The organism is Nocardioides montaniterrae (genome assembly GCF_054782655.1).
On the sequence record NZ_BAAGSB010000002.1, the window covers coordinates 1 to 18075 of the forward strand.

General features: G+C 72.3%; 14 protein-coding genes. 10 read left to right on the forward strand and 4 right to left on the reverse strand.

The genetic code is table 11. From position 1 onward, the window contains the following. Positions 1–119 precede the first annotated feature (119 nt). Together ACYVJ3_RS03415 and ACYVJ3_RS03420 are read right to left on the reverse strand one after the other, a co-directional pair. On the reverse strand, positions 120–1835 hold the full coding sequence (locus ACYVJ3_RS03415) for an FAD-binding dehydrogenase (RefSeq protein ID WP_460851102.1): 1716 nt from the start codon (positions 1833–1835) through the stop codon (positions 120–122). A gap of 83 nt (positions 1836–1918) precedes the next feature. Further along, positions 1919–3508: an adenylate/guanylate cyclase domain-containing protein gene (locus ACYVJ3_RS03420; protein ID WP_460851103.1), complete on the reverse strand. Its 1590-nt coding sequence runs from the start codon at positions 3506–3508 to the stop codon at positions 1919–1921. A 57-nt stretch (positions 3509–3565) separates the two neighbouring features. On the opposite strand from ACYVJ3_RS03420, the gene ACYVJ3_RS03425 reads away from it, so the two are divergent. The 7 genes from ACYVJ3_RS03425 to ACYVJ3_RS03455 are packed head-to-tail and all read left to right on the forward strand — an operon-like array spanning position 3566 to position 14865. Next, a complete protein-coding gene (locus tag ACYVJ3_RS03425) occupies positions 3566–4060 on the forward strand; it encodes a nuclear transport factor 2 family protein (RefSeq protein ID WP_460851104.1) in 495 nt (164 codons plus the stop codon). Beyond that, on the forward strand, positions 4057–4548 hold the full coding sequence (locus ACYVJ3_RS03430; protein WP_460851105.1) for a PGPGW domain-containing protein: 492 nt from the start codon (positions 4057–4059) through the stop codon (positions 4546–4548). Before ACYVJ3_RS03425 ends, ACYVJ3_RS03430 begins: the two co-directional genes overlap by 4 nt. Before the next feature lie 53 nt (positions 4549–4601). Further along, the gene (locus tag ACYVJ3_RS03435) at positions 4602–5774 is read left to right on the forward strand and encodes a fibronectin type III domain-containing protein (protein ID WP_460851106.1); all 1173 of its coding nucleotides are present in this window, start codon (positions 4602–4604) and stop codon (positions 5772–5774) included. Positions 5775–5831: 57 nt separating this feature from the next. After that, positions 5832–9173 (forward strand): exodeoxyribonuclease V subunit gamma, encoded by a 3342-nt coding sequence (recC, locus tag ACYVJ3_RS03440; RefSeq protein ID WP_460851107.1) that lies wholly within the window; start codon positions 5832–5834, stop codon positions 9171–9173. Next, a complete protein-coding gene (locus ACYVJ3_RS03445) occupies positions 9170–12472 on the forward strand; it encodes a UvrD-helicase domain-containing protein (RefSeq protein WP_460851108.1) in 3303 nt (1100 codons plus the stop codon). Before recC ends, ACYVJ3_RS03445 begins: the two co-directional genes overlap by 4 nt. After that, complete coding sequence (gene recD, locus ACYVJ3_RS03450) at positions 12469–14244, forward strand: exodeoxyribonuclease V subunit alpha (RefSeq protein ID WP_460851109.1); 1776 nt, start codon at positions 12469–12471, stop codon at positions 14242–14244. The genes ACYVJ3_RS03445 and recD overlap by 4 nt, the downstream gene beginning before the upstream one ends. Positions 14245–14262: 18 nt before the next feature. Next, positions 14263–14865: an ACT domain-containing protein gene (locus ACYVJ3_RS03455; RefSeq protein WP_460851703.1), complete on the forward strand. Its 603-nt coding sequence runs from the start codon at positions 14263–14265 to the stop codon at positions 14863–14865. A 15-nt stretch (positions 14866–14880) separates the two neighbouring features. Here the strand turns inward: ACYVJ3_RS03455 and ACYVJ3_RS03460 are convergent, their stop codons facing one another. Both ACYVJ3_RS03460 and ACYVJ3_RS03465 read right to left on the reverse strand, forming a co-directional pair. Then, complete coding sequence (locus tag ACYVJ3_RS03460) at positions 14881–15324, reverse strand: nitroreductase family deazaflavin-dependent oxidoreductase (RefSeq protein ID WP_460851111.1); 444 nt, start codon at positions 15322–15324, stop codon at positions 14881–14883. A gap of 95 nt (positions 15325–15419) precedes the next feature. Next, positions 15420–16049 carry a malonic semialdehyde reductase gene (locus ACYVJ3_RS03465; protein WP_460851112.1) on the reverse strand — a complete coding sequence of 210 codons (630 nt, stop codon included), beginning with the start codon at positions 16047–16049 and terminating at the stop codon, positions 15420–15422. A gap of 121 nt (positions 16050–16170) precedes the next feature. Here ACYVJ3_RS03465 and ACYVJ3_RS03470 point away from each other — a divergent pair, with 121 nt between their 5' ends. The 3 genes from ACYVJ3_RS03470 (at position 16171) to ACYVJ3_RS03480 (ending at position 18028) form a co-directional block, all read left to right on the forward strand. Continuing rightward, a complete protein-coding gene (locus ACYVJ3_RS03470) occupies positions 16171–16575 on the forward strand; it encodes a DUF4870 domain-containing protein (RefSeq protein ID WP_460851113.1) in 405 nt (134 codons plus the stop codon). Positions 16576–16624: 49 nt separating this feature from the next. Further along, positions 16625–17569 carry a 1,4-dihydroxy-2-naphthoyl-CoA synthase gene (locus ACYVJ3_RS03475; protein ID WP_460851114.1) on the forward strand — a complete coding sequence of 315 codons (945 nt, stop codon included), beginning with the start codon at positions 16625–16627 and terminating at the stop codon, positions 17567–17569. A 126-nt stretch (positions 17570–17695) separates the two neighbouring features. Continuing rightward, a complete protein-coding gene (locus tag ACYVJ3_RS03480) occupies positions 17696–18028 on the forward strand; it encodes a DUF3024 domain-containing protein (RefSeq protein ID WP_460851115.1) in 333 nt (110 codons plus the stop codon). Positions 18029–18075: the final 47 nt, after the last annotated feature.

The following is an 18075-nucleotide window of genomic DNA, read 5'->3' on the forward strand; positions in this document are numbered from 1 at the left end:
ACCCCCGACGTACCTCTCGCGACACCCTCACACCGTGCGGCACCACACACCACCCTCACCTCAGGTGTTGCGATGACCCCACGAATCCGCCCTGCATACCTTGGGAAACCTGCAGCAGGTCAGCCCCGCGCCAGCGCCCGCCCGAGCGCCCGACCGCTGAAGATGCAGCCGCCGAGGAAGGTCCCCTCGAGCGCGTTGTAGCCGTGGACGCCGCCACCACCGAAGCCGGCGACCTCGCCGGCGGCGTACAGGCCGGGGATGGCCTCGCCGGTGGGGCGGACGACCTGGGAGTCGAGGTTGGTGGCGATGCCTCCGAGGGTCTTGCGGGTGAGGATGTTGAGACGTACGGCGATCAGCGGCCCGTGCTTGGGGTCGAGGAACCGGTGCGGCTTGGCGACGCGGACCAGCTTGTCGGTCATCGAGCGGCGGGCGTTGGCGATCGACATCAGCTGGAAGTCCTTGCTGAAGCCGTTCTCGATCTCGGCGTCACGCGCGACGATCTGGCGCCGCAGCTCGGGAGCGGAGAGCTCCGGCCCGCGGGCGGGGGAGTCCGACCGGACGACCTCGTTCATCTTCGCGACCAGGCCCTCGAGGGTGGGGGCCACGACGAAGTCGATGCCGTGCTCCTTGAACGCCTCGACCGGGCCGGGCGCTCCCTTGGCGGCGCGCGACTTCAGCATGAACTTCACGTCCTTGCTGGTGATGTCGGGGTTCTGCTCGGAGCCGGAGAGCGCGAACTCCTTCTCGATGATCGACTGCGTCAGCACGAACCACGTGTAGTCGTAGCCGGTGCGGCCGATCTCGGTCAGCGTCCCGAGCGAGTCGAAGCCGGGGTAGTTCGGCGCCGGCAGCCGCTTGCCCGTCGCGTCGAACCACATCGAGCTCGGGCCCGGGATGATCCGGATCGCGTGGTCGGGCCAGATCGGGTCCCAGTTGTGGATGCCCTCGGTGTAGTGCCACATCCGGTCGCTGTTGACCAGTCGCGCGCCGGCGACCGCGGCGATGCCGAGGCCGCGCCCGTCGACGTACGCCGGGACGCCGCTGATCATGTGCTTCGGCGCTGGTCCGAGCCGGTCCACCGGCCAGTTGGCGCGGATCATCTCGTGGTTGTGGCCGATGCCGCCGGTGGTGATGGCGACCGCGGGGGCGGCGTACTCGAACTCCTCGACGACCTCGCGGCTCGACGCCTCGCCGCGCGCGGTGGTGGACGGCTCCAGCACGACGCCGCGTACGCCGGTGGCCGCACCGTCGTGCAGCACGATCTCATCGACACGGTGGCGGAAGGCGAAGCGCACCAGCCCCGCCCGCTCCGCCTCCAGGACCGGCTCGAGGAAGACCCGGACGACCTCGGGGCCGGTGCCCCAGGTCAGGTGGAAGCGCGGGACGGAGTTGCCGTGGCCGGATGCGTCGCCGCGGCCGCGCTCCGCCCAGCCGACGAACGGGAGCACCTTCAGACCGAGCGAGCGGACGTAGTCGCGCTTGCCGCCTGCCGCCCAGCGGACGTAGGCCTCGGCCCAGCGTCGGCCCCAGTGGTCCTCGCCGGGTGTGCCGTCCGGCTGGTCCTCGACGCGGTCGAACCCGGCCGAGCCCTGCCAGTCCTGCCAGGCCAGCTCGAAGGAGTCCTTGATGCCCATCCGGCGCTGCTCGGGGGAGTCGACGAGGAACAGCCCGCCGAGCGACCAGAACGCCTGGCCGCCGAGGTTGGCGCGGTTCTCCTGGTCGAGCACGAGCACGCGCTTGCCCGCGCGGGTCGCTTCGTACGCCGCCACCAGGCCGGCCAGGCCCGCTCCGACGATGATGGCGTCCGGCTGGAAGTCCTCGATCTCGGCACTCACGGGGGTGAGCCTAGCCCTCGTCGTACCTGACGTTCTGGCCCCCATTTGGCCCGAATCGGGGCCAGGAGGTCAGGTACGACGGCCTAGACCGCCTCGACCCCCGCCGGGTTCGGGATCGCGAGCTGCGTCGGGACGCTGCGGCCGCGGAGCGTGGTCGCTCCCGCGTCGATCCACAGGCCTGCCTCGGGGGAACCGGTCGCCCGGGCGGCGGCGACGGAGGACCACGAGGCGACGATGCTACCCGGGATCTCCTTGGCCAGCTCGGTGAGGCGGGCGGCGGAGTTCACGGCGTCGCCGATGACGGTGTACTCGTAGCGCTGCTCGTGACCGACGTTGCCGGCCACGACCGTGCCGGTGGCGACGCCGATGCCGGCACCCACCTCGGGCACCTCGGCGGCGAGTCGGGCCGCGATGCTGCGGGCCGCGGCCAGGGCGTCGGCGGCGTGGTCGCGCTGCAGCGTCGGCGCCCCGAAGACGGCCAGCACCGCGTCGCCCATGAACTTGTTGACCAGGCCGTGGTTGCGGTCGACCTCGTCGACGACCACGCCGAAGAAGCGGTTCAGCATGGCCACGACGTCGGCGGCCGACCGGGACGCGGCGTACGTCGTGGAGCCGGTCAGGTCGACGAACAGGACCGTCGCGTTGCGGGTCTCGCCGATCAGCGCGATCTCGCCCGTGTGACCGGCGGCCGCGGCCTCGGCGACCTCGGTACCGACGTGGCGGCTGAACAGGTCGCGCAGCTTGTCGCGCTCGCGGAGGCCGTGCAGCATGTCGTTGAAGCCGCTCTGCAACGCCCCGAGCTCGGTGCCGTCGTACACCTCGACGTCGGAGTCGAAGTCACCGTTGGCGATCTTGCGCATCGCCCGGCGCAGCGACTCGATCGGGGCGCGGGTGGCGCGTGCGTTCAAGTCGGTCAGGAGGTAGCCGGTCAGCAGGACCACCGCGCAGGTCGCGACGGTGACGATGCCCAGCTGGTCGACGGTCGCCCGGTTGCTGTTGAGCGCGATGACGGTGACCAGCAGCAGCCCGACGATCGGTGCGCCGGAGCCGACGATCCAGAAGAGGACCATCCGGGGGCCGACGCCGACGCCGCGGACCGCTCCGGTGACGGTCATCCCGGCCATGGCGCGCGCCGAGACGGGGCGCAGCGAGAACTCGCAGAACAGGTAGCCGATCCCGGAGGTGACGACGCCGCCGATCACGCCGGTCATGGCGGCGACGAAGGTCCGCTCCGGCTGGACGAAGATCAGGGTGACCACGGCGACCGCCACCGAGATCATCCAGAGCGCGAAGAACACCAGGGTCAGGTCGAGCGGAACCCGCAGGCTGCGGCGGCGCTGCTCGTCGGTCGGCCGCTGGTTGCGGATCGCCCACGCGAGGGTGCGTACGCCGTGGCGGGTGCCCCAGACCGTACCGATGACGGCGCTCGCGCCGATCACGATGGGGAGCCCGATCCACAGCGCCACGAACGAACGGTGGGTCAGGGGTGCCAGTGGCACGGCCCAGAGGTTGATCGCGCAGACGGCCAGGCCACCGAGCGTGTTGGTCGAGACGAGCAGCACGGTCAGCAGCAGCTGGACCCGGCGCCGCATCCGCTCGGGGTCCTGCCCTCGCGGACCGAGGATCCGGTGCCCGAACGGGCTCACCTGATCGATCCCCGCCCCGTTCGTCATGGAGTTAGCATAATGCTTGCTCCTGGCTAGCGGGCATTCTCTGGTTGTATTCGGCGCATGAGCGTTCGGTTCAGCGCCGCCGAGATCGAGCAGGCGTACGCCGCCTTCCACGCCCGCGTCGCCACGTTCGTGGAGACCGGCGACTGGAGCGGCTACGCCGACCTGTTCACCGAGGACGCGACGTACGTCGAGCACGCCATGGGCACCTTCCGCGGGCGTGAGGAGATCCGCGCGTGGGCGGTCCGGACGATGACGGCGTACCCGGGCAACGTGATGACCGGCTTCCCGCTGGCGTGGTCGGTCGTGGACGCGCCGACCTCGCGGCTGATCTGCGAGGTGCGCAACCCGATGCCCGACCCGGGCGACGGCACGATGCTCGAGGAGCCCAACATCACGATCATGACGTACGCCGGCGACGGGTTGTTCTCCTGCGAGGAGGACGTCTACAACCCGCTGCGCTTCCACGCGATGGCGGTGGAGTGGGCGCGGATCGCCGTCGAGCACGGGCGTGCGAGCGTCGACGCGATCGCCTACCTGGCCAAGTTCGGATGAACGCCGCGCTGCGGCGGCTGGTGCTGGAGGTCGTCGGCTGGGTCCTGCTGCTGGCCGGCATCGCGGCGCTGGTGCTCCCCGGGCCCGGCCTGCTGCTCACCTTCTTCGGGCTGGCCGTGCTGTCGCGGCAGTACGCCTGGGCGCGCCGCTGGGTCGAGCCGGTCCGGCTGCGCGCGCTGCAGGGCGCGGCCGAGGGCGTGCAGTCCTGGCCCAAGATCGCGCTGTCCTGCGTCGGCGCCGTGTCGCTCGCCGCCGTGGGCGTGGTGTGGATCGTCGGGCCGCAGGTGCCGTCGTGGTGGCCGGCGAAGGAATCGTGGTGGTTGCCCGGAGGCGCCTGGACCGGCGCGACGCTGATCCTCTCCGGCGTTGCCGCGTTCGCCCTGATCGGCTACTCCTACCGCCGCTTCCGCGGCAATCCGGCGGCCCTGGCCGACCTGGACCGCCAGGTCGACGAGGCGGACGAGGAGCGCCACCACCACGACGGCTGAGCGACTTCTGCCGTTCTCGCTCGCGCGGGTCCGAGCGGTCCTAATGTCGATCCATGCGGAGGATCTCCCACGTCGTTCCCGGCCTGCTCCTCGCGGCCGGCCTGACCGTCGTGCTGCCCGGCAGCGCGCACGCCACCACCGACTTCCGATGGTGCAGCGACGGCGGGGCCAAGCCGTGCATCGTCTCGTTCACGCGCAACGGCACCGACCAGCCCCACACGGCGGGCGAGCTCGACCTCGAGGTCGGTACCCAGGACGCGCTCGACTACGGGCACGCCTTCACCTTCAGCGTGGAGAACGACCCGAGCACGCCCAGCCCGATCCCGCTCACGACGTCCGACGCGATCGGCTTCGTCCTCGACACGGGTGGCTACCACCCCGACTACATCTCCGGCTTCGAGCACCAGACCGACGTCGACGTCTGGCAGGACAGCGGGTCGGGCGACTGGATGCTGGGTGTCACCGGCTCGCCGGTGAAGGTCGCCAGCGGCTGCGACGACACCGCCGACTGGCCCTGGCCGTGCCCGGTCACCTCGGAGGGTGACTCGATCCTGTTCGAGGGGGACGTCACGGCGTACCACTCGGACGTCAACCAGGACTTCGTCGGCTTCTACGCCGGCACCAACGTCACCTACAACGGCATCTTCTTCGAGACCGACGCGACGGGTCACCAGTTCCTGGAGGCCGAGGCCGTGGCGCCGCACGAGTTCACCGACCACTCGACCGTGGTCGGCTCGATCCACTTCCGGGTGCCCTACGTGATGCTGCGCGAGGACTTCGGGATCCCCAACCCCGAGACGATGACGACGGGCAGCATGACCGGCACGGTCAACAGCACGACCGCGACGTTCGACATCGCCCAGGACCCCGACGGCGGCGGCATCTTCGTCGACGTCGGCGGCTTCACCTTCACCAAGCGGACCATCAAGGTGATGGCCGGCACGATCACGCCGACCCGGCCGATGATCACCGCCGCCACCCGCTCCGCGCTGCACCGCGGCCACCTCTCGCACACCTTCGCCACCCCGCGGGGCGCGAAGGTGACGGCGTACGTCGCCCGCTGCGTCGGCGGCGGCGCCACGGTCACCGCGAGCGGGGCAGCGACCTCGCACGGCATCACCGTCCGTGGCCTGCGCTCGCGCACCGCCTACACCTGCCGCGTGGCCGCGAGCTCGAAGGTCGGCCGGAGCCGGTGGAGCGCGACGGCCACGATCCCGCGGCACTGAGCGCCGGTTGAGCGACCGGCGGAGTTGTGTCGTCACCGCCCACTAGGGTCGGCGGCGATGACGCTCCACCTGCACCGCGCCCCGCGGACCGACCTGCTGGCCGACGGGCTGGCCGGCCTGCTCGCGCAGCCGTTGGCAGACCCCTTCGCGCAGGAGGTCGTCGTGGTGCCGGCACGGGGCGTCGAGCGCTGGCTCTCGCAGCGCCTCTCGCACCGGCTCGGCGTCGCGCCGGGCGCCGATGACGGCGTCTGCGCGGGTGTCGGGTTCCTGAGCCCGCACTCCCTCTTCTCCCTGACCTCCGGTCGCCCCGACGACGACCCGTGGTCGCCCGACGCGCTCGCCTGGCCGGTCCTGAAGGTCATCGACTCGGTCGCCGACGAGCCGTGGGCGGCCGTCCTGGCCCGCCACCTCGGCAAGGGCGCCGACGGCGAGGAGGGCGAGCTGCGCCGCGGCCGGCGGTTCGCCACCGCGCGGCGGTTGGCCGGCCTGTTCTCGTCGTACGCCGCGCAGCGGCCGGCGCTCCTCGCCGACTGGGCCTCGGGCCGCGACACCGACGGCGCGGGCTCGGTGGTGGCGGGTGACCTGGCGTGGCAGCCCGAGCTGTGGCGCCGCGTCGCCGCGTCCATCGAGGGGCCCGACCCGGTCGCGCGACAGGCCGAGGCGATCGCCCGGCTGCGTGCCGACGCCTCCTGCGTCGACCTCCCGGAGCGGATCAGCCTGTTCGGCCACACTCGCCTCGCCGTGGGCGACGTACAGCTCCTCGACGCGCTCGCCGCCGAGCGCGAGGTCCACCTCTGGCTGCCGCATCCCTCGGCCGCGCTGTGGCATGCGCTCGAGGGCGAGGGGGGTGTCGTCCCCCGCGTCGAGGACCGCTCCCACCACCTCGTCGGCCATCCCCTCCTCGCCACCCTCGGCCGCGACACCCGCGAGCTCCAGCGGATGCTCGCCTCGGTGGTCGAGCCGGCCGAGACCTCGGCGGTCGAGGCCCCGGCGGTCGAGCCGGCCGAGACCCTCCTCGGCTGGCTCCAGTCCGACCTGAGGGCCAACACTCCGGGGCCGGCGGCCGCGCGCACGCTCCGCCCTGACGACCGGTCCGTCCAGGTGCACGCCTGCCATGGCCCGGCCCGCCAGGTCGAGGTCCTGCGCGAGGTGCTGCTCGGCCTGCTGGCCGACGACCCGAGCCTCGAGCCGCGCGACATCGTGGTGATGTGCCCCGACATCGAGGGCTACGCCCCGCTGCTGTCGGCGTCGTTCGGCCTGGGTGACGTGGTCGGGCCCGACGGCCACCCCGCCCACCGCCTGCGCGTCAGCCTCGCCGACCGCGCGCTCGACCAGACCAACCCCCTGCTCTCGGTGGTCGCGCGCCTCCTCGACCTGGCCGGCGGCCGGGCCGGGGTGGGCGCCGTCCTCGACCTCGCCCACGCCGATCCCGTACGCCGCCGCTTCGGCCTGCGTGACGACGACCTCGAGCTGCTCGCGACCTGGGTGCAGCAGGCGGGGGTCAAGTGGGGCTTCGACGCCGGCCACCGCGACGACTTCGGGCTGGCGGACTACACCGACAACACCTGGCGGGCCGGTCTCGACCGGCTGCTGTCGGGCGTCGCGCTGTCCGACGACAGCGCGCTGATGCTCGGTGGCGTCCTGCCGCTCGACGACGTCGGCAGCGGCGACGTCGACCTGATCGGCCGGCTCGCCGAGCTGGTGCAGCGCCTCGAGGACGTCACCGACCGGCTGGTCGGCACCCATCCGCTCGACCACTGGCTCCAGGCGATCGAGGATGGCGTCGGCGCGCTCACCTCCGTCAGCCAGGCCGACTCCTGGCAGCTCGGCCAGGTCCAGCGCGAGCTCGACGCGCTGCGCTCGGCCGCCGGTGCGGGCGTCGAGCTGAGGCTCCCCGACGTACGTTCCCTGTTCGGTGACCGCCTCGTCGGTCGTCCTACGCGAGCCAACTTCCGCACCGGGATGATGACCGTCTCCACGCTGGTGCCGATGCGCAGCGTGCCGCACCGGGTCGTGGTGCTGCTCGGCCTCGACGACGGCGTGTTCCCACGCGTCGGCGTGACCGACGGCGACGACGTCCTGGCCCGGCGGCCACTGACGGGCGAGCGCGATCCGCGCAGCGAGGACCGCCAGCTGCTGCTCGACGCCGTGCTCGCGGCGACCGACACCCTGGTCATCACCTACACCGGCGCCAACGAGTACACCGGCCACCCGCGACCGCCGGCGGTCCCGGTCGGCGAGCTGCTCGACGCGCTCGACCTCACGGCCACCGCTCCCGAGGGGGGACCGGTCCGCGACCGCGTGGTGCTGCGCCACCCGCTGCAGCCGTTCGACCGCCGCAACCTGACCGCCGGCGCGCTGGTGCCGGGCCGGCCGTTCGCCTTCGACCGGTTCGCCCTCGCGGGTGCGCGCGCGGTCGAGCGGGAGCGTCACGAGCCCGCGCCGTTCCTCGGCTCCCCGCTGGCCCCGCCCGAGCCCGGCGACGTCAACCTCGACGAGCTCGTCGACTTCTTCGGCGGCCCGGTCAAGGGCTTCCTCAAGCAGCGTCTCGGCATCGCGCTCCCGCGCGAGGACGAGCCGGTCGACGACCGGATCCCGATCGCCCTCGAACCGCTCGACGAGTGGGCCGTCGGTGACCGGATCCTCGGCGACCTGATGCGCGGTCACCACCCCGACACCGCCGTGGCACGTGAGCGGCTGCGGGGCGTCGTACCCCCCGGAGCCCTCGGCGACCGCGTTCTGACCAAGGTGATCGGCCGCGCCAAGCCGCTCGCGCGCGAGGCGCTCAACCTGACCTCCTCCGCGCCGCGGGCGGTCGACGTCGACGTCGACCTGGGTGCCGGCCGGCGGCTGCGCGGCACCGTGCCGGAGCTGTACGGCGACCTGCTCGTGCGAGTGACCTACTCCCGGCTCGGCCCCAAGCACCGGCTGCACAGCTGGATCAAGCTGCTCGCGCTCACCGCCAGCGACGAGGACCGGCCGTGGCGCAGCCTGGCGATCGGGCGCCCGGAGGGCTGGGGCAAGGCCGACTTCGACGCCTCCCGCCTTGCTCCGCTCGACCATCGCGCGCTCGGCTGGTTGCGCGACCTGGTCGCGATCCGCGACGAGGGGATGCGCGAGCCGCTGCCGCTGCCGCTGAAGACGTCGCTCCAGTACGCGCGGCTGCGGCGTACGCGTGAGGACTCCGGCTCCGCCCTCGACAAGGTGGTCTGGGTCTGGCGCAAGGACGGCAAGTTCCCCGGCGAGGTCGCCGACCCCGAGAACGTCCTGGTCTGGGGCGAGCGCTCCGACCTGCCCGGCCGGACGGTCCCCGGCGGCGCGGGCGAGACCTCGCGCTTCGGCGAGCTGGCGATGCGCGTCTGGAGCCCGTTGCTGGAGTCGGAGGTGGGCTCGTGGTGACCCCCTTCGACCTCACCGGCCCGCTGCCCACCGGCACCACGCTGCTCGAGGCCAGCGCCGGCACGGGCAAGACGTTCACGGTCGGCGCGCTCGTGACGCGGTACGTCGCCGAGGGCGTCGCGACCCTCGACGAGATGCTCGTCATCACCTTCAGTCGGGCCGCGACCCAGGAGCTCCGCACGCGGGTCCGCGAGCAGCTGACCGCGGCCGAGCGCGCGGTGTCGGCGTACCTCGCAACGGGGGAGACCGCCGCCGACAACGAGGTGCTCGCCCACCTGCTGGACGCCGATCCGGCCGAGCTCGGCCGGCGGCGCGAGCGCCTGCGCGACGCCCTCGCCTCCTTCGACTCCGCGACCATCGCGACCACCCACCAGTTCTGCCACGTCGTCCTGCGCTCGCTCGGCGTCGCCGGCACCAGCGACACCGGCGCGACGCTCGTCGAGTCCCTCGACGAGCTCGTGGTCGAGGTGGTCGACGACCTCTACCTCGCCGACCACGGCCACTCCGGCGCCTTCCCGCTGATCGACCGTGCCCTCGCGCTGCGGATCGGCCGCGACGCCGTCGAGAGCGCGGGTGCCGAGCTCGCGCCCGCCGACAGCGCCAACGCGGCCGCGGCCGCCCGCACCGACTTCGCCCGCCGGGTGCGCGAGGAGGTCGAGCGCCGCAAGCGCCGCCTCGGCATCCAGTCGTACGACGACCTCCTCGGCCGTCTGGCCGACGCGCTCGAGCCCGAGGACTCCGCGGCCCGCGTGCGGATGCGCGAGCGGTGGCGGATCGTTCTGGTCGACGAGTTCCAGGACACCGATCCCGTGCAGTGGCAGGTCATCGAGCGGGCCTTCCACGGCCACTCGACGGTGATCCTGATCGGCGACCCCAAGCAGGCGATCTACGGCTTCCGGGGCGGTGACGTCGACACCTACCTCGCTGCCGCCGCGCGCGCGGGCGAGCGCGCCACGCTCGCGGTCAACCGCCGCTCCGACAAGGCGCTGGTCGACCGGCTCAACGCCGCCATCGGCAACGCCGGTCTGGGCAGCAGCGAGATCGTCGTGCACCCCGTCGAGGCCCACCACCAGGAGAGCCGGCTCGCCGGGGCGCCGTACGCCTCGCCGTTCCGAATCCGCCGCCTGCCCCGCGGCGACCTCAAGGTGAAGAACGGCGTGGTCGACTGGTGGCCGGTGCGCAACCGGATCGCCGAGGACCTCGCCGGCGACGTCGCCGGGCTGCTCGGCAGCGGCGCGACGTGGTGCGGCGAGCCGCTCGAGGCCCACCAGGTGGCCGTGCTCGTCTCCGACCGGATCCAGGGCGAGGCGGTGCAGAGGGCGCTGCAGAAGCGCGGCGTGCCCGTCGTCCTCAACGGTGGCGGCGACGTCTTCCGCACGGCCGCGGCAGACGACTGGATGACCCTGCTCAAGGCCCTCGACGCCCCGCACCGCACCCCGCTGGTGCGCTCTGCGGCGCTGACGTGCTTCTTCGGCCACTCCGCCGCCGAGATCGTGGCCGGTGGTGACCGCCTGACGGGTGAGATCGCCGACCGGCTGCGCGACGGCGCGGTCCTGCTGCGCACGCGTGGCGTCGCCGCGCTGACCGAGTCGCTCGAGGAGGCCGGCCTGAGTGACCGGATCCTCGGCGTGGTCGACGGCGAGCGGCTGCTCACCGACCTGCGCCACCTCGGCCAGCTCCTGCACGACCAGGCCGTGCGCGACCGGCTCGGCCTGACCGCGCTGCTGGAGTGGTTCCGCGACGAGCGGCTCCGCGTCGGCGCCGGGGAACGGCCGCGCCGCCTCGACTCCGACGCGCTCGCCGTCCAGGTCGTCACCATCCACGGCAGCAAGGGCCTGGAGTACCCCGTCGTCTACCTGCCCTACGCCTTCAACTTCTTCGAGCGCAACGTCGAGACCGCGCTGTTCCACTCGCGGTCCGACGCGACCGGTCTGCACCGCGTCCTCGACGTCGGCGGCCGCGGCGGGCAGTGGGAGGCCAACCTGCTCGCCCACCGCGAGGAGGAGGCCGGCGAGGACCTCCGCAAGCTGTACGTCGCCCTCACCCGGGCCCAGTCGCAGGTCGTGACCTGGTGGGCGCCGACCGACGGCACCAAGCAGGGCGCGCTGCACCGGATGCTCTTCGGGCGTCTGCCGGGGTCGCGGGACGTGCCGGCCTGGGCACCGGTCAAGGACGACGACGAGGCCGGCCGGATCCTCGGCCTGATCGGCGATCGCGGCGGACCGACCGCCGAGGTCGCCGACGGGTCGCGCGGGCGGCTGGCCGCGGTCCCGGTCCCCGACGAACCGCTCGCCGCCCGGGTCTTCGACCGGTCGATCGACCACGAGTGGCGGCGTACGTCGTACTCCGGCCTCATCCGGGTCGAGGAGCAGGTCGTCGCCACCTCCGAGCCCGAGGTCAGCGCCAAGGACGACGAGCCCGACGAGGTGGTTGAGCCTGCCGGCACAGCCGGATCGGTCATCGAGCTTGCCGACCTGCCCTCTCCGATGGCCGACCTGCCGGCAGGAGCCGGCTTCGGCTCGCTGGTACACGCGATCCTCGAGCACGCCGACCCGTCGGCTCCCGACCTCGCCGAGGAGCTGCGCAAGCGGGCCGAGGAGCAGCTGCGCTGGTGGCCGTCCGAGGCGACGCCCGAAGCCCTGGCCGAGGCGCTGGTGCCGATGAACACCACCTCGCTCGGCCCGCTCGCCGACCGCTTGACGCTGTGCGAGGTCCCGTTGCGCGATCGGCTCCGCGAGCTCGACTTCGAGATCCCGCTGGCGGGTGGTGACCTGGTCCGGGGCGGTGCGGGGGTCGACGTACGCCTGCGCGACCTGGCGCCGATCCTGCGCGCGCACCTCGGCGAGCACCCGATGGCGGCGTACGCCGACAAGCTCGAGCAGCCGCCGCTCGCCGACCAGACCCTGCGCGGCTACCTGTCCGGCTCGATCGACGTGGTCCTCCGACTGCCGAGCGGGCGGTTCGTGGTCGTCGACTACAAGACCAACCGGCTCGGTGACATCGGTCGGCCCGTGACGGCCGCCGACTACGCGCCGGCGCACCTGACCGAGGCGATGCTGCACTCGCACTACCCGCTCCAGGCGCTGCTCTACTCCGTGGTCGTGCACCGCTACCTGCGCTGGCGGCTGCCCTCCTACGACCCGGCGACGCACCTCGGCGGCGTGCTCTACCTCTACGTCCGCGGCATGTGCGGGCCGGAGACCCCCGAGGTCGACGGCGTGCCCTGCGGCGTCTTCTCGTGGCAGCCGCCGGCCGCCCTGGTGACCGCGCTGTCCGAGCTGCTGGAGGGACGCCGATGACCGAGCTCTTCGAGACCGACGACCGCTTCGACCATCGCATCGCGTCGCGGTCGACCGGGTTGCTGGCGACCTTCAACCGGGCCGGCCTGCTGACCGCCGCCGACGTGCACACCGCGTCCCGGATCGCCGCGCTGGCGGGCGAGAGCGACCCGAGCGTCGCGCTCGCGGTGGCGGTCACCGTGCGCGCCGCCCGGCACGGCTCGGTCTGCGTCGACCTGGTCGAGGTGGCCCTCGGCGAGGGGCTCGAGGAGCTTCCCTGGCCCGAGCTGGACGCGTGGCGACGGGCGATCTCGGCGAGTCCCTTGAGCGCGCAGGGCGTGCTGCGCCGTGAGGGCGACCTGCTCTACCTCGACCGGTTCTGGCGCGAGGAGGGCCAGGTCCGCGACGACCTGCTCGCCCGCCTGGCGGCCCCCGCCCCCGTGGTCGACGACGAGGTCCTGGAGGCCACCGCGGCGCGGCTCTTCCCCGAGGGGTACGACGAGCAGCGGGCTGCCGCGCTGGCCGCGGCCCGGCAGTGGACGACGGTGCTCACCGGCGGTCCCGGCACCGGCAAGACCACCACGGTCGCCGGTCTCCTCGCGCTGCTGACCGAGCAGTCCGAGCAGCCGCTGCGGATCGCCCTGACCGCGCCGACCGGCAAGGCCTCGGCCCGGCTGCAGCAGGCGGTGGAGGAGGCGCAGGCCGAGGACCGCTTCACCGCTGGTGATAGGGAACGGCTCGCCGGCCTGTCCGCCTCGACGCTGCACCGCCTCCTCGGCTGGACGCCCGAGTCACGCAACCGCTTCCGCCACCACCGCCGCAACAAGCTCCCGCACGACGTGGTCGTGGTCGACGAGACCTCGATGGTCTCGCTGACGATGATGGCTCGACTGCTCGAGGCGGTTCGGCCCGACGCACGCCTGATCCTGGTCGGCGACGCCGACCAGCTCGCCTCGGTTGAGGCCGGCGCGGTGCTCGCGGACCTCGTCGCCGGCCTGGCGACGCGCGCGCCGGGTGCCGTCGCCGGGCTGCGCACGACCCACCGCTTCGGCGCCGGGATCGGCGCTCTCGCCGAGGCCCTGCGAGGCGGCGACGCCGACCGGGTCCTCTCCCTGCTCGAGGCCGGCGACCGGGTCAGCCTGGTCGACCCCGTGGTCCACGCCGAGGAGCTTCGTGCGCGGCTCCTGGAGCACGCGATCGGCGTACGTCGAGCCGCGTTGGAGGGTGATGCCGAGGGTGCCCTCGCGGCCATGGATGCCCACCGCCTGCTCTGCGCCCACCGCGACGGCCCGTACGGCGTGGCCCACTGGAACCGCCTCACCGAGCGGCTGCTCGTCGACAGCCCGGTGGGCGACCCGACGCTGTGGCAGGAGTGGTACGCCGGCCGCCCGATCCTCCTCACCGCCAACGACTACGGCCTGGGCCTGTTCAACGGCGACACGGGCGTCGTCGTCCGTGAAGGGGAGCGGCTGCGGGCGGTGATCGCCGGTGTCGGCCGCCACGAGCGCCTGGCCACCGCCCGGCTCGGATCGGTCGAGACGCTGCACGCGATGACGATCCACAAGAGCCAGGGCAGCCAGGTCGGTGAGGTGACGCTGCTGCTGCCGCCCGAGGACTCCCCGCTGCTGACGCGCGAGCTGTTCTACACCGCCGTCACGCGTGCCAAGGAGCGCGTGCACGTGGTCGGCACCGAGGCCGAGGTCGTCGCCGCGGTCGAGCGCCGGGCGCAGCGCGCCACCGGCCTGCGCGACCGGCTGGCGGTCGGCAACCCGAACGAAACACCCGCGGGTTAGGTTGGTGGCGTGTCACACCTGATGCGCATCGCGCTGCCTGACGTCCCGGGTTCCCTGGGCCGCGTCGCGACCGCCATCGGTGTCGCCGGGGGAGACATCGAGGCGGTGGAGATCGTCGAGAAGCGTCCCGACGGAACGGCCCTCGACGACTTCCTGCTGGAGATCGCGCCGGGCACGATGCCCGACTCCATCGTCTCGGCCTGCAGCGCACTGGACGGTGTGAAGGTCCTCTGGATCAGCCACTACCCGTCCGGCGGCTCGCTGGTGCTGGACCTCGAGGCGGTCGAGGAGATCACCGCCGACCCCGAGCACGCCTTCGACCGGCTCGTCGACCAGCTGCCCGCGGCCTTCCGGGTCGACTGGGCGCTGCGCGTCCACCGCGCCAAGGGCGAGGTCTACGGCACGTCCGCCGCGCCCGACCACTTCGACTTCGTCGAGCTCGAGGACGGCCCGGCCCGCCTCGAGGTCGAGGGCGACGAGAACACCCTCTACGCCGCCTCGCGCATCGACGGCAACGACATCGTCGTCATCGGCCGCCGGGGTGGCCCCGACTTCCTCGACTCCGAGCTGGCCCGCCTCGGCCACCTCTCGGCGCTCGCTGCGACGATCGCCAACGCCTGACGATCGGGTAGGGGCTCAGTCGATCGGCTCCAGCAGGAACACGGGGATCAGCCGGTCGGTCTTCTCCTGGTACGTCGCGTAGGTCGGCCAGGTCCTGGACGCGAGCTCCCACCACTCGGCGCGCTCCTCGCCCTCGAGCTCGCGGGCACGGTAGGAGCGCGGCTCCGGGCCGTCCTGCAGGTCGACCTCGGGGTGGGCGCGGAAGTTGTCGGCCCACGCCGGGTCCTCCGGCGCACCACCCTTGGACGCGATGGCGACGTACTTGCCGTCCTTCTCGACCCGCATCACCGGGTTCTTGCGGAGCTTGCCCGACGTCGCGCCGATCGAGGTGATCACCACGATCGGGTCGCCGGTCTGCGGCAGGATGTTCGCCTCCCGGCCGCCGGAGGCCTCGTACGCCGCGACCTGGTCGCGGACCCATTGCTGGCTGCTGGGGACGTACTCGCCGTGAAGTGTCATGTCACCCAACCAAGCACGCCGCGCCCCCGGGTTCCAGGGGCACGGCGTGCTGAGGTCGTCGCGACAGCCTCGACGGTGGTCGGGCTTGCCGAGACTCAGGCGTAGAGGACGGCGTCCTCGGCCTCGAGGCGGGGGAGCCGGCCGAACCAGGCGCCCTCCTCGGCCGGGTGACCGATGTTGACGACGAGGAGCGACTTGAGGCGGCCGTCGGCGAAGAAGTCGGCGTCGACGCCGTCCTTGTCGAAGCCGGCCATCGGCCCCGCGGCCAGACCGGCGGCGCGGGTCGCGAGCAGGAACGCGCCGACCTGGATCGCGGCCGAGAAGTTGCCCATGCCGTGGCGCATCTCCTCGTTCGCCTCGAGCGCGTCGGCCATGCCGGGGTTGATCGGGAAGACGGTCGGGACGTGCTCGTGGAAGCGGGTGTCGTAGGCGAGGACGGCGGTCACCGGTGCGCCCTCGGTCTTGTCCCGGTTGCCGTCTGCCATGTGCTTGAGCAGGCGCTCCTTGCCCTCCGGCGTACGCACGAAGAGCACGCGCAGCGGCTGGGTGTTGGCCGCCGTCGGGGTCCACTTCAGCAGGTCGTAGATGTCCGCGAGCTGCTCGTCGGTGACCGGCTCCTCGGAGAAGCTGTTCACGGTCCGGGCGCCGGTGAAGACGATGTGGCGGCCGCGCTCGTCGAGACGCTCGAGAGGGGCCGGGGTGGGAAGCGAGGTGTCCGTGGTCATGCAGGTTTCAATCACTCGTCGTCGAGATTCATTCCCGGGACCAGGGAACGATCAGGGTCGTACCGGATGTTGAACCGTCGTACGCCGGGCAAGACTGGCGTACGACGAAGGAGGACCACCCATGTCCCAGCACTACGGCGACAACCCGTACGCCGCCCCGCGCCCCGAGAGCCTGACGCCTTCCCAGGAGCGGTCGGGTGCCCTGCTCACCCATGTCGGTGTCGGTGCGGCCACGGTCCTCAGCGCCGGCACCCTGGGCTTCCTCGCGGCGCTCGCCGTCTACCTGATGTACGGCGACCGCGGCCCGTTCCTGCGCCACAACGCTGCGAACGCGATGAACATCCAGCTCAACGGGCTGATGTGGGCCGCCATCATCGGGGTCGTCGGCGTCTTCACGCTCGGCCTGCTCTGGTTCGCGTTCGCCGTGATCCCGGTGGTCATGGTGGTGCTGCACGTCCTCGCCGCGCTGAAGGCGAGCGCCGGCGAGTGGTGGAACCCGCCGATGACGCTGCGCTTCATCAAGTAGGGGCTCAGCCCCCGCCGCGCGTCGCAGCCGCGCTCGATAGCCTCAGCGCATGAGTGCGATCGAGGGCGTCAGCGAGATCTTCGACCCGGCCGACTGGGACGAGGTGCCCGGCTTCGAGGACCTGACGGACCTCACCTACCACCGTGCTCGCGAGCACGGGACGGTGCGGATCGCCTTCGACAGGCCCGACGTGCTCAACGCGTTCCGGCCGAACACCGTCGACGAGCTGCTCCGCACCCTCGACCACGCGCGGATGTCCGCCGACGTCGGCTGCGTGATCCTCACCGGCAACGGTCCGTCGGCCAAGAACGGCAAGTGGGCGTTCTGCACCGGTGGCGACCAGCGGATCCGGGGTCGCGCGGGCTACCAGTACGAGGACAAGGCGATCGGCGCGGCCGAGACCGGCGCCGAGGAGCCGTCGGTCATCGACAAGGCCAAGCTCGCCCGGCTGCACATCCTCGAGTGCCAGCGGCTGATCCGGTTCATGCCGAAGGTCGTCATCTGCGTCGTACCCGGCTGGGCCGCGGGCGGTGGCCACTCGCTCCACGTCGTCTGCGACCTCACCCTCGCCTCGCGCGAGCACGCGCGCTTCAAGCAGACCGACGCCGACGTCGGCTCGTTCGACGGTGGGTACGGGTCGGCGTACCTCGCCCGCCAGGTGGGCCAGAAGTTCGCCCGCGAGATCTTCTTCCTCGCCGAGGAGTACACCGCCGACGACATGTTCCAGATGGGTGCGGTCAACCGCGTCGTCGAGCACGCCCAGCTGGAGAAGACCGCGCTCGAGTGGGGCCGCAAGATCAACGGCAAGTCCCCGACCGCCCAGCGGATGCTGAAGTACTCCTTCAACCTCCTCGACGACGGCCTGGTCGGCCAGCAGCTCTTCGCCGGCGAGACCACCCGGCTGGCCTACATGACCGACGAGGCCCAGGAGGGCCGCGACCAGTTCCTCGAGAAGCGCGAGCCGGACTGGTCGCCGTACCCCTGGTACTACTGAGATGGCGCGTTTGCCCAGGTCAGGTGGGGTGTCGGCCTGAGAAGTCCGTGTCTGGTCCGCAAGAAGTCCGCAAGATCCGGCGACGGCCGGCATTCATCGACGAGATCCGAGGAGGTGTGCAGCTCAATGGCGCTTCCTGAGACCGACCTGCACCGCATCCAGCTCTGGGCCCGCGCTCGCGTCCCCGAGCACCTCTGGGACCAGTTGAAGGTCGAGGCTGACGTCTCAGATCGGTACGTCGACATCGTCGAGGTGCGACCGCCCTGGGATGGCGTCGGCGATCACACGCGCTTCCCCATCGCCCGGCTGCGCTACACCAAGACGACGGGACTCTGGGCGATCTACTGGCGCGACCGGAACCTGAAGTTTCACGAGTACAAGCGCAAGCGGCCGACCAAGAACGTCCAGGAGCTGCTCGACTACATCGACAATTCGGGAGACCCGATCTTCTGGGGCTGAGCCCCGCGCGGCCTCGCCGCCTGTCGATGACCGGGGGTCGTGAGCGC

Coding starts and splice junctions, on each gene's coding strand:
- ACYVJ3_RS03420 (WP_460851103.1), bottom strand. CDS start 3,508: ATGACGAACGGGGCGGGGATCGATCAGGTGAGCCCGTTCGGGCACCGG.
- ACYVJ3_RS03425 (WP_460851104.1), top strand. CDS start 3,566: ATGAGCGTTCGGTTCAGCGCCGCCGAGATCGAGCAGGCGTACGCCGCC.
- ACYVJ3_RS03430 (WP_460851105.1), top strand. CDS start 4,057: ATGAACGCCGCGCTGCGGCGGCTGGTGCTGGAGGTCGTCGGCTGGGTC.
- ACYVJ3_RS03435 (WP_460851106.1), top strand. CDS start 4,602: ATGCGGAGGATCTCCCACGTCGTTCCCGGCCTGCTCCTCGCGGCCGGC.
- recC (WP_460851107.1), top strand. CDS start 5,832: ATGACGCTCCACCTGCACCGCGCCCCGCGGACCGACCTGCTGGCCGAC.
- recD (WP_460851109.1), top strand. CDS start 12,469: ATGACCGAGCTCTTCGAGACCGACGACCGCTTCGACCATCGCATCGCG.
- ACYVJ3_RS03460 (WP_460851111.1), bottom strand. CDS start 15,324: ATGACACTTCACGGCGAGTACGTCCCCAGCAGCCAGCAATGGGTCCGC.
- ACYVJ3_RS03465 (WP_460851112.1), bottom strand. CDS start 16,049: ATGACCACGGACACCTCGCTTCCCACCCCGGCCCCTCTCGAGCGTCTC.
- ACYVJ3_RS03470 (WP_460851113.1), top strand. CDS start 16,171: ATGTCCCAGCACTACGGCGACAACCCGTACGCCGCCCCGCGCCCCGAG.
- ACYVJ3_RS03475 (WP_460851114.1), top strand. CDS start 16,625: ATGAGTGCGATCGAGGGCGTCAGCGAGATCTTCGACCCGGCCGACTGG.
- ACYVJ3_RS03480 (WP_460851115.1), top strand. CDS start 17,696: ATGGCGCTTCCTGAGACCGACCTGCACCGCATCCAGCTCTGGGCCCGC.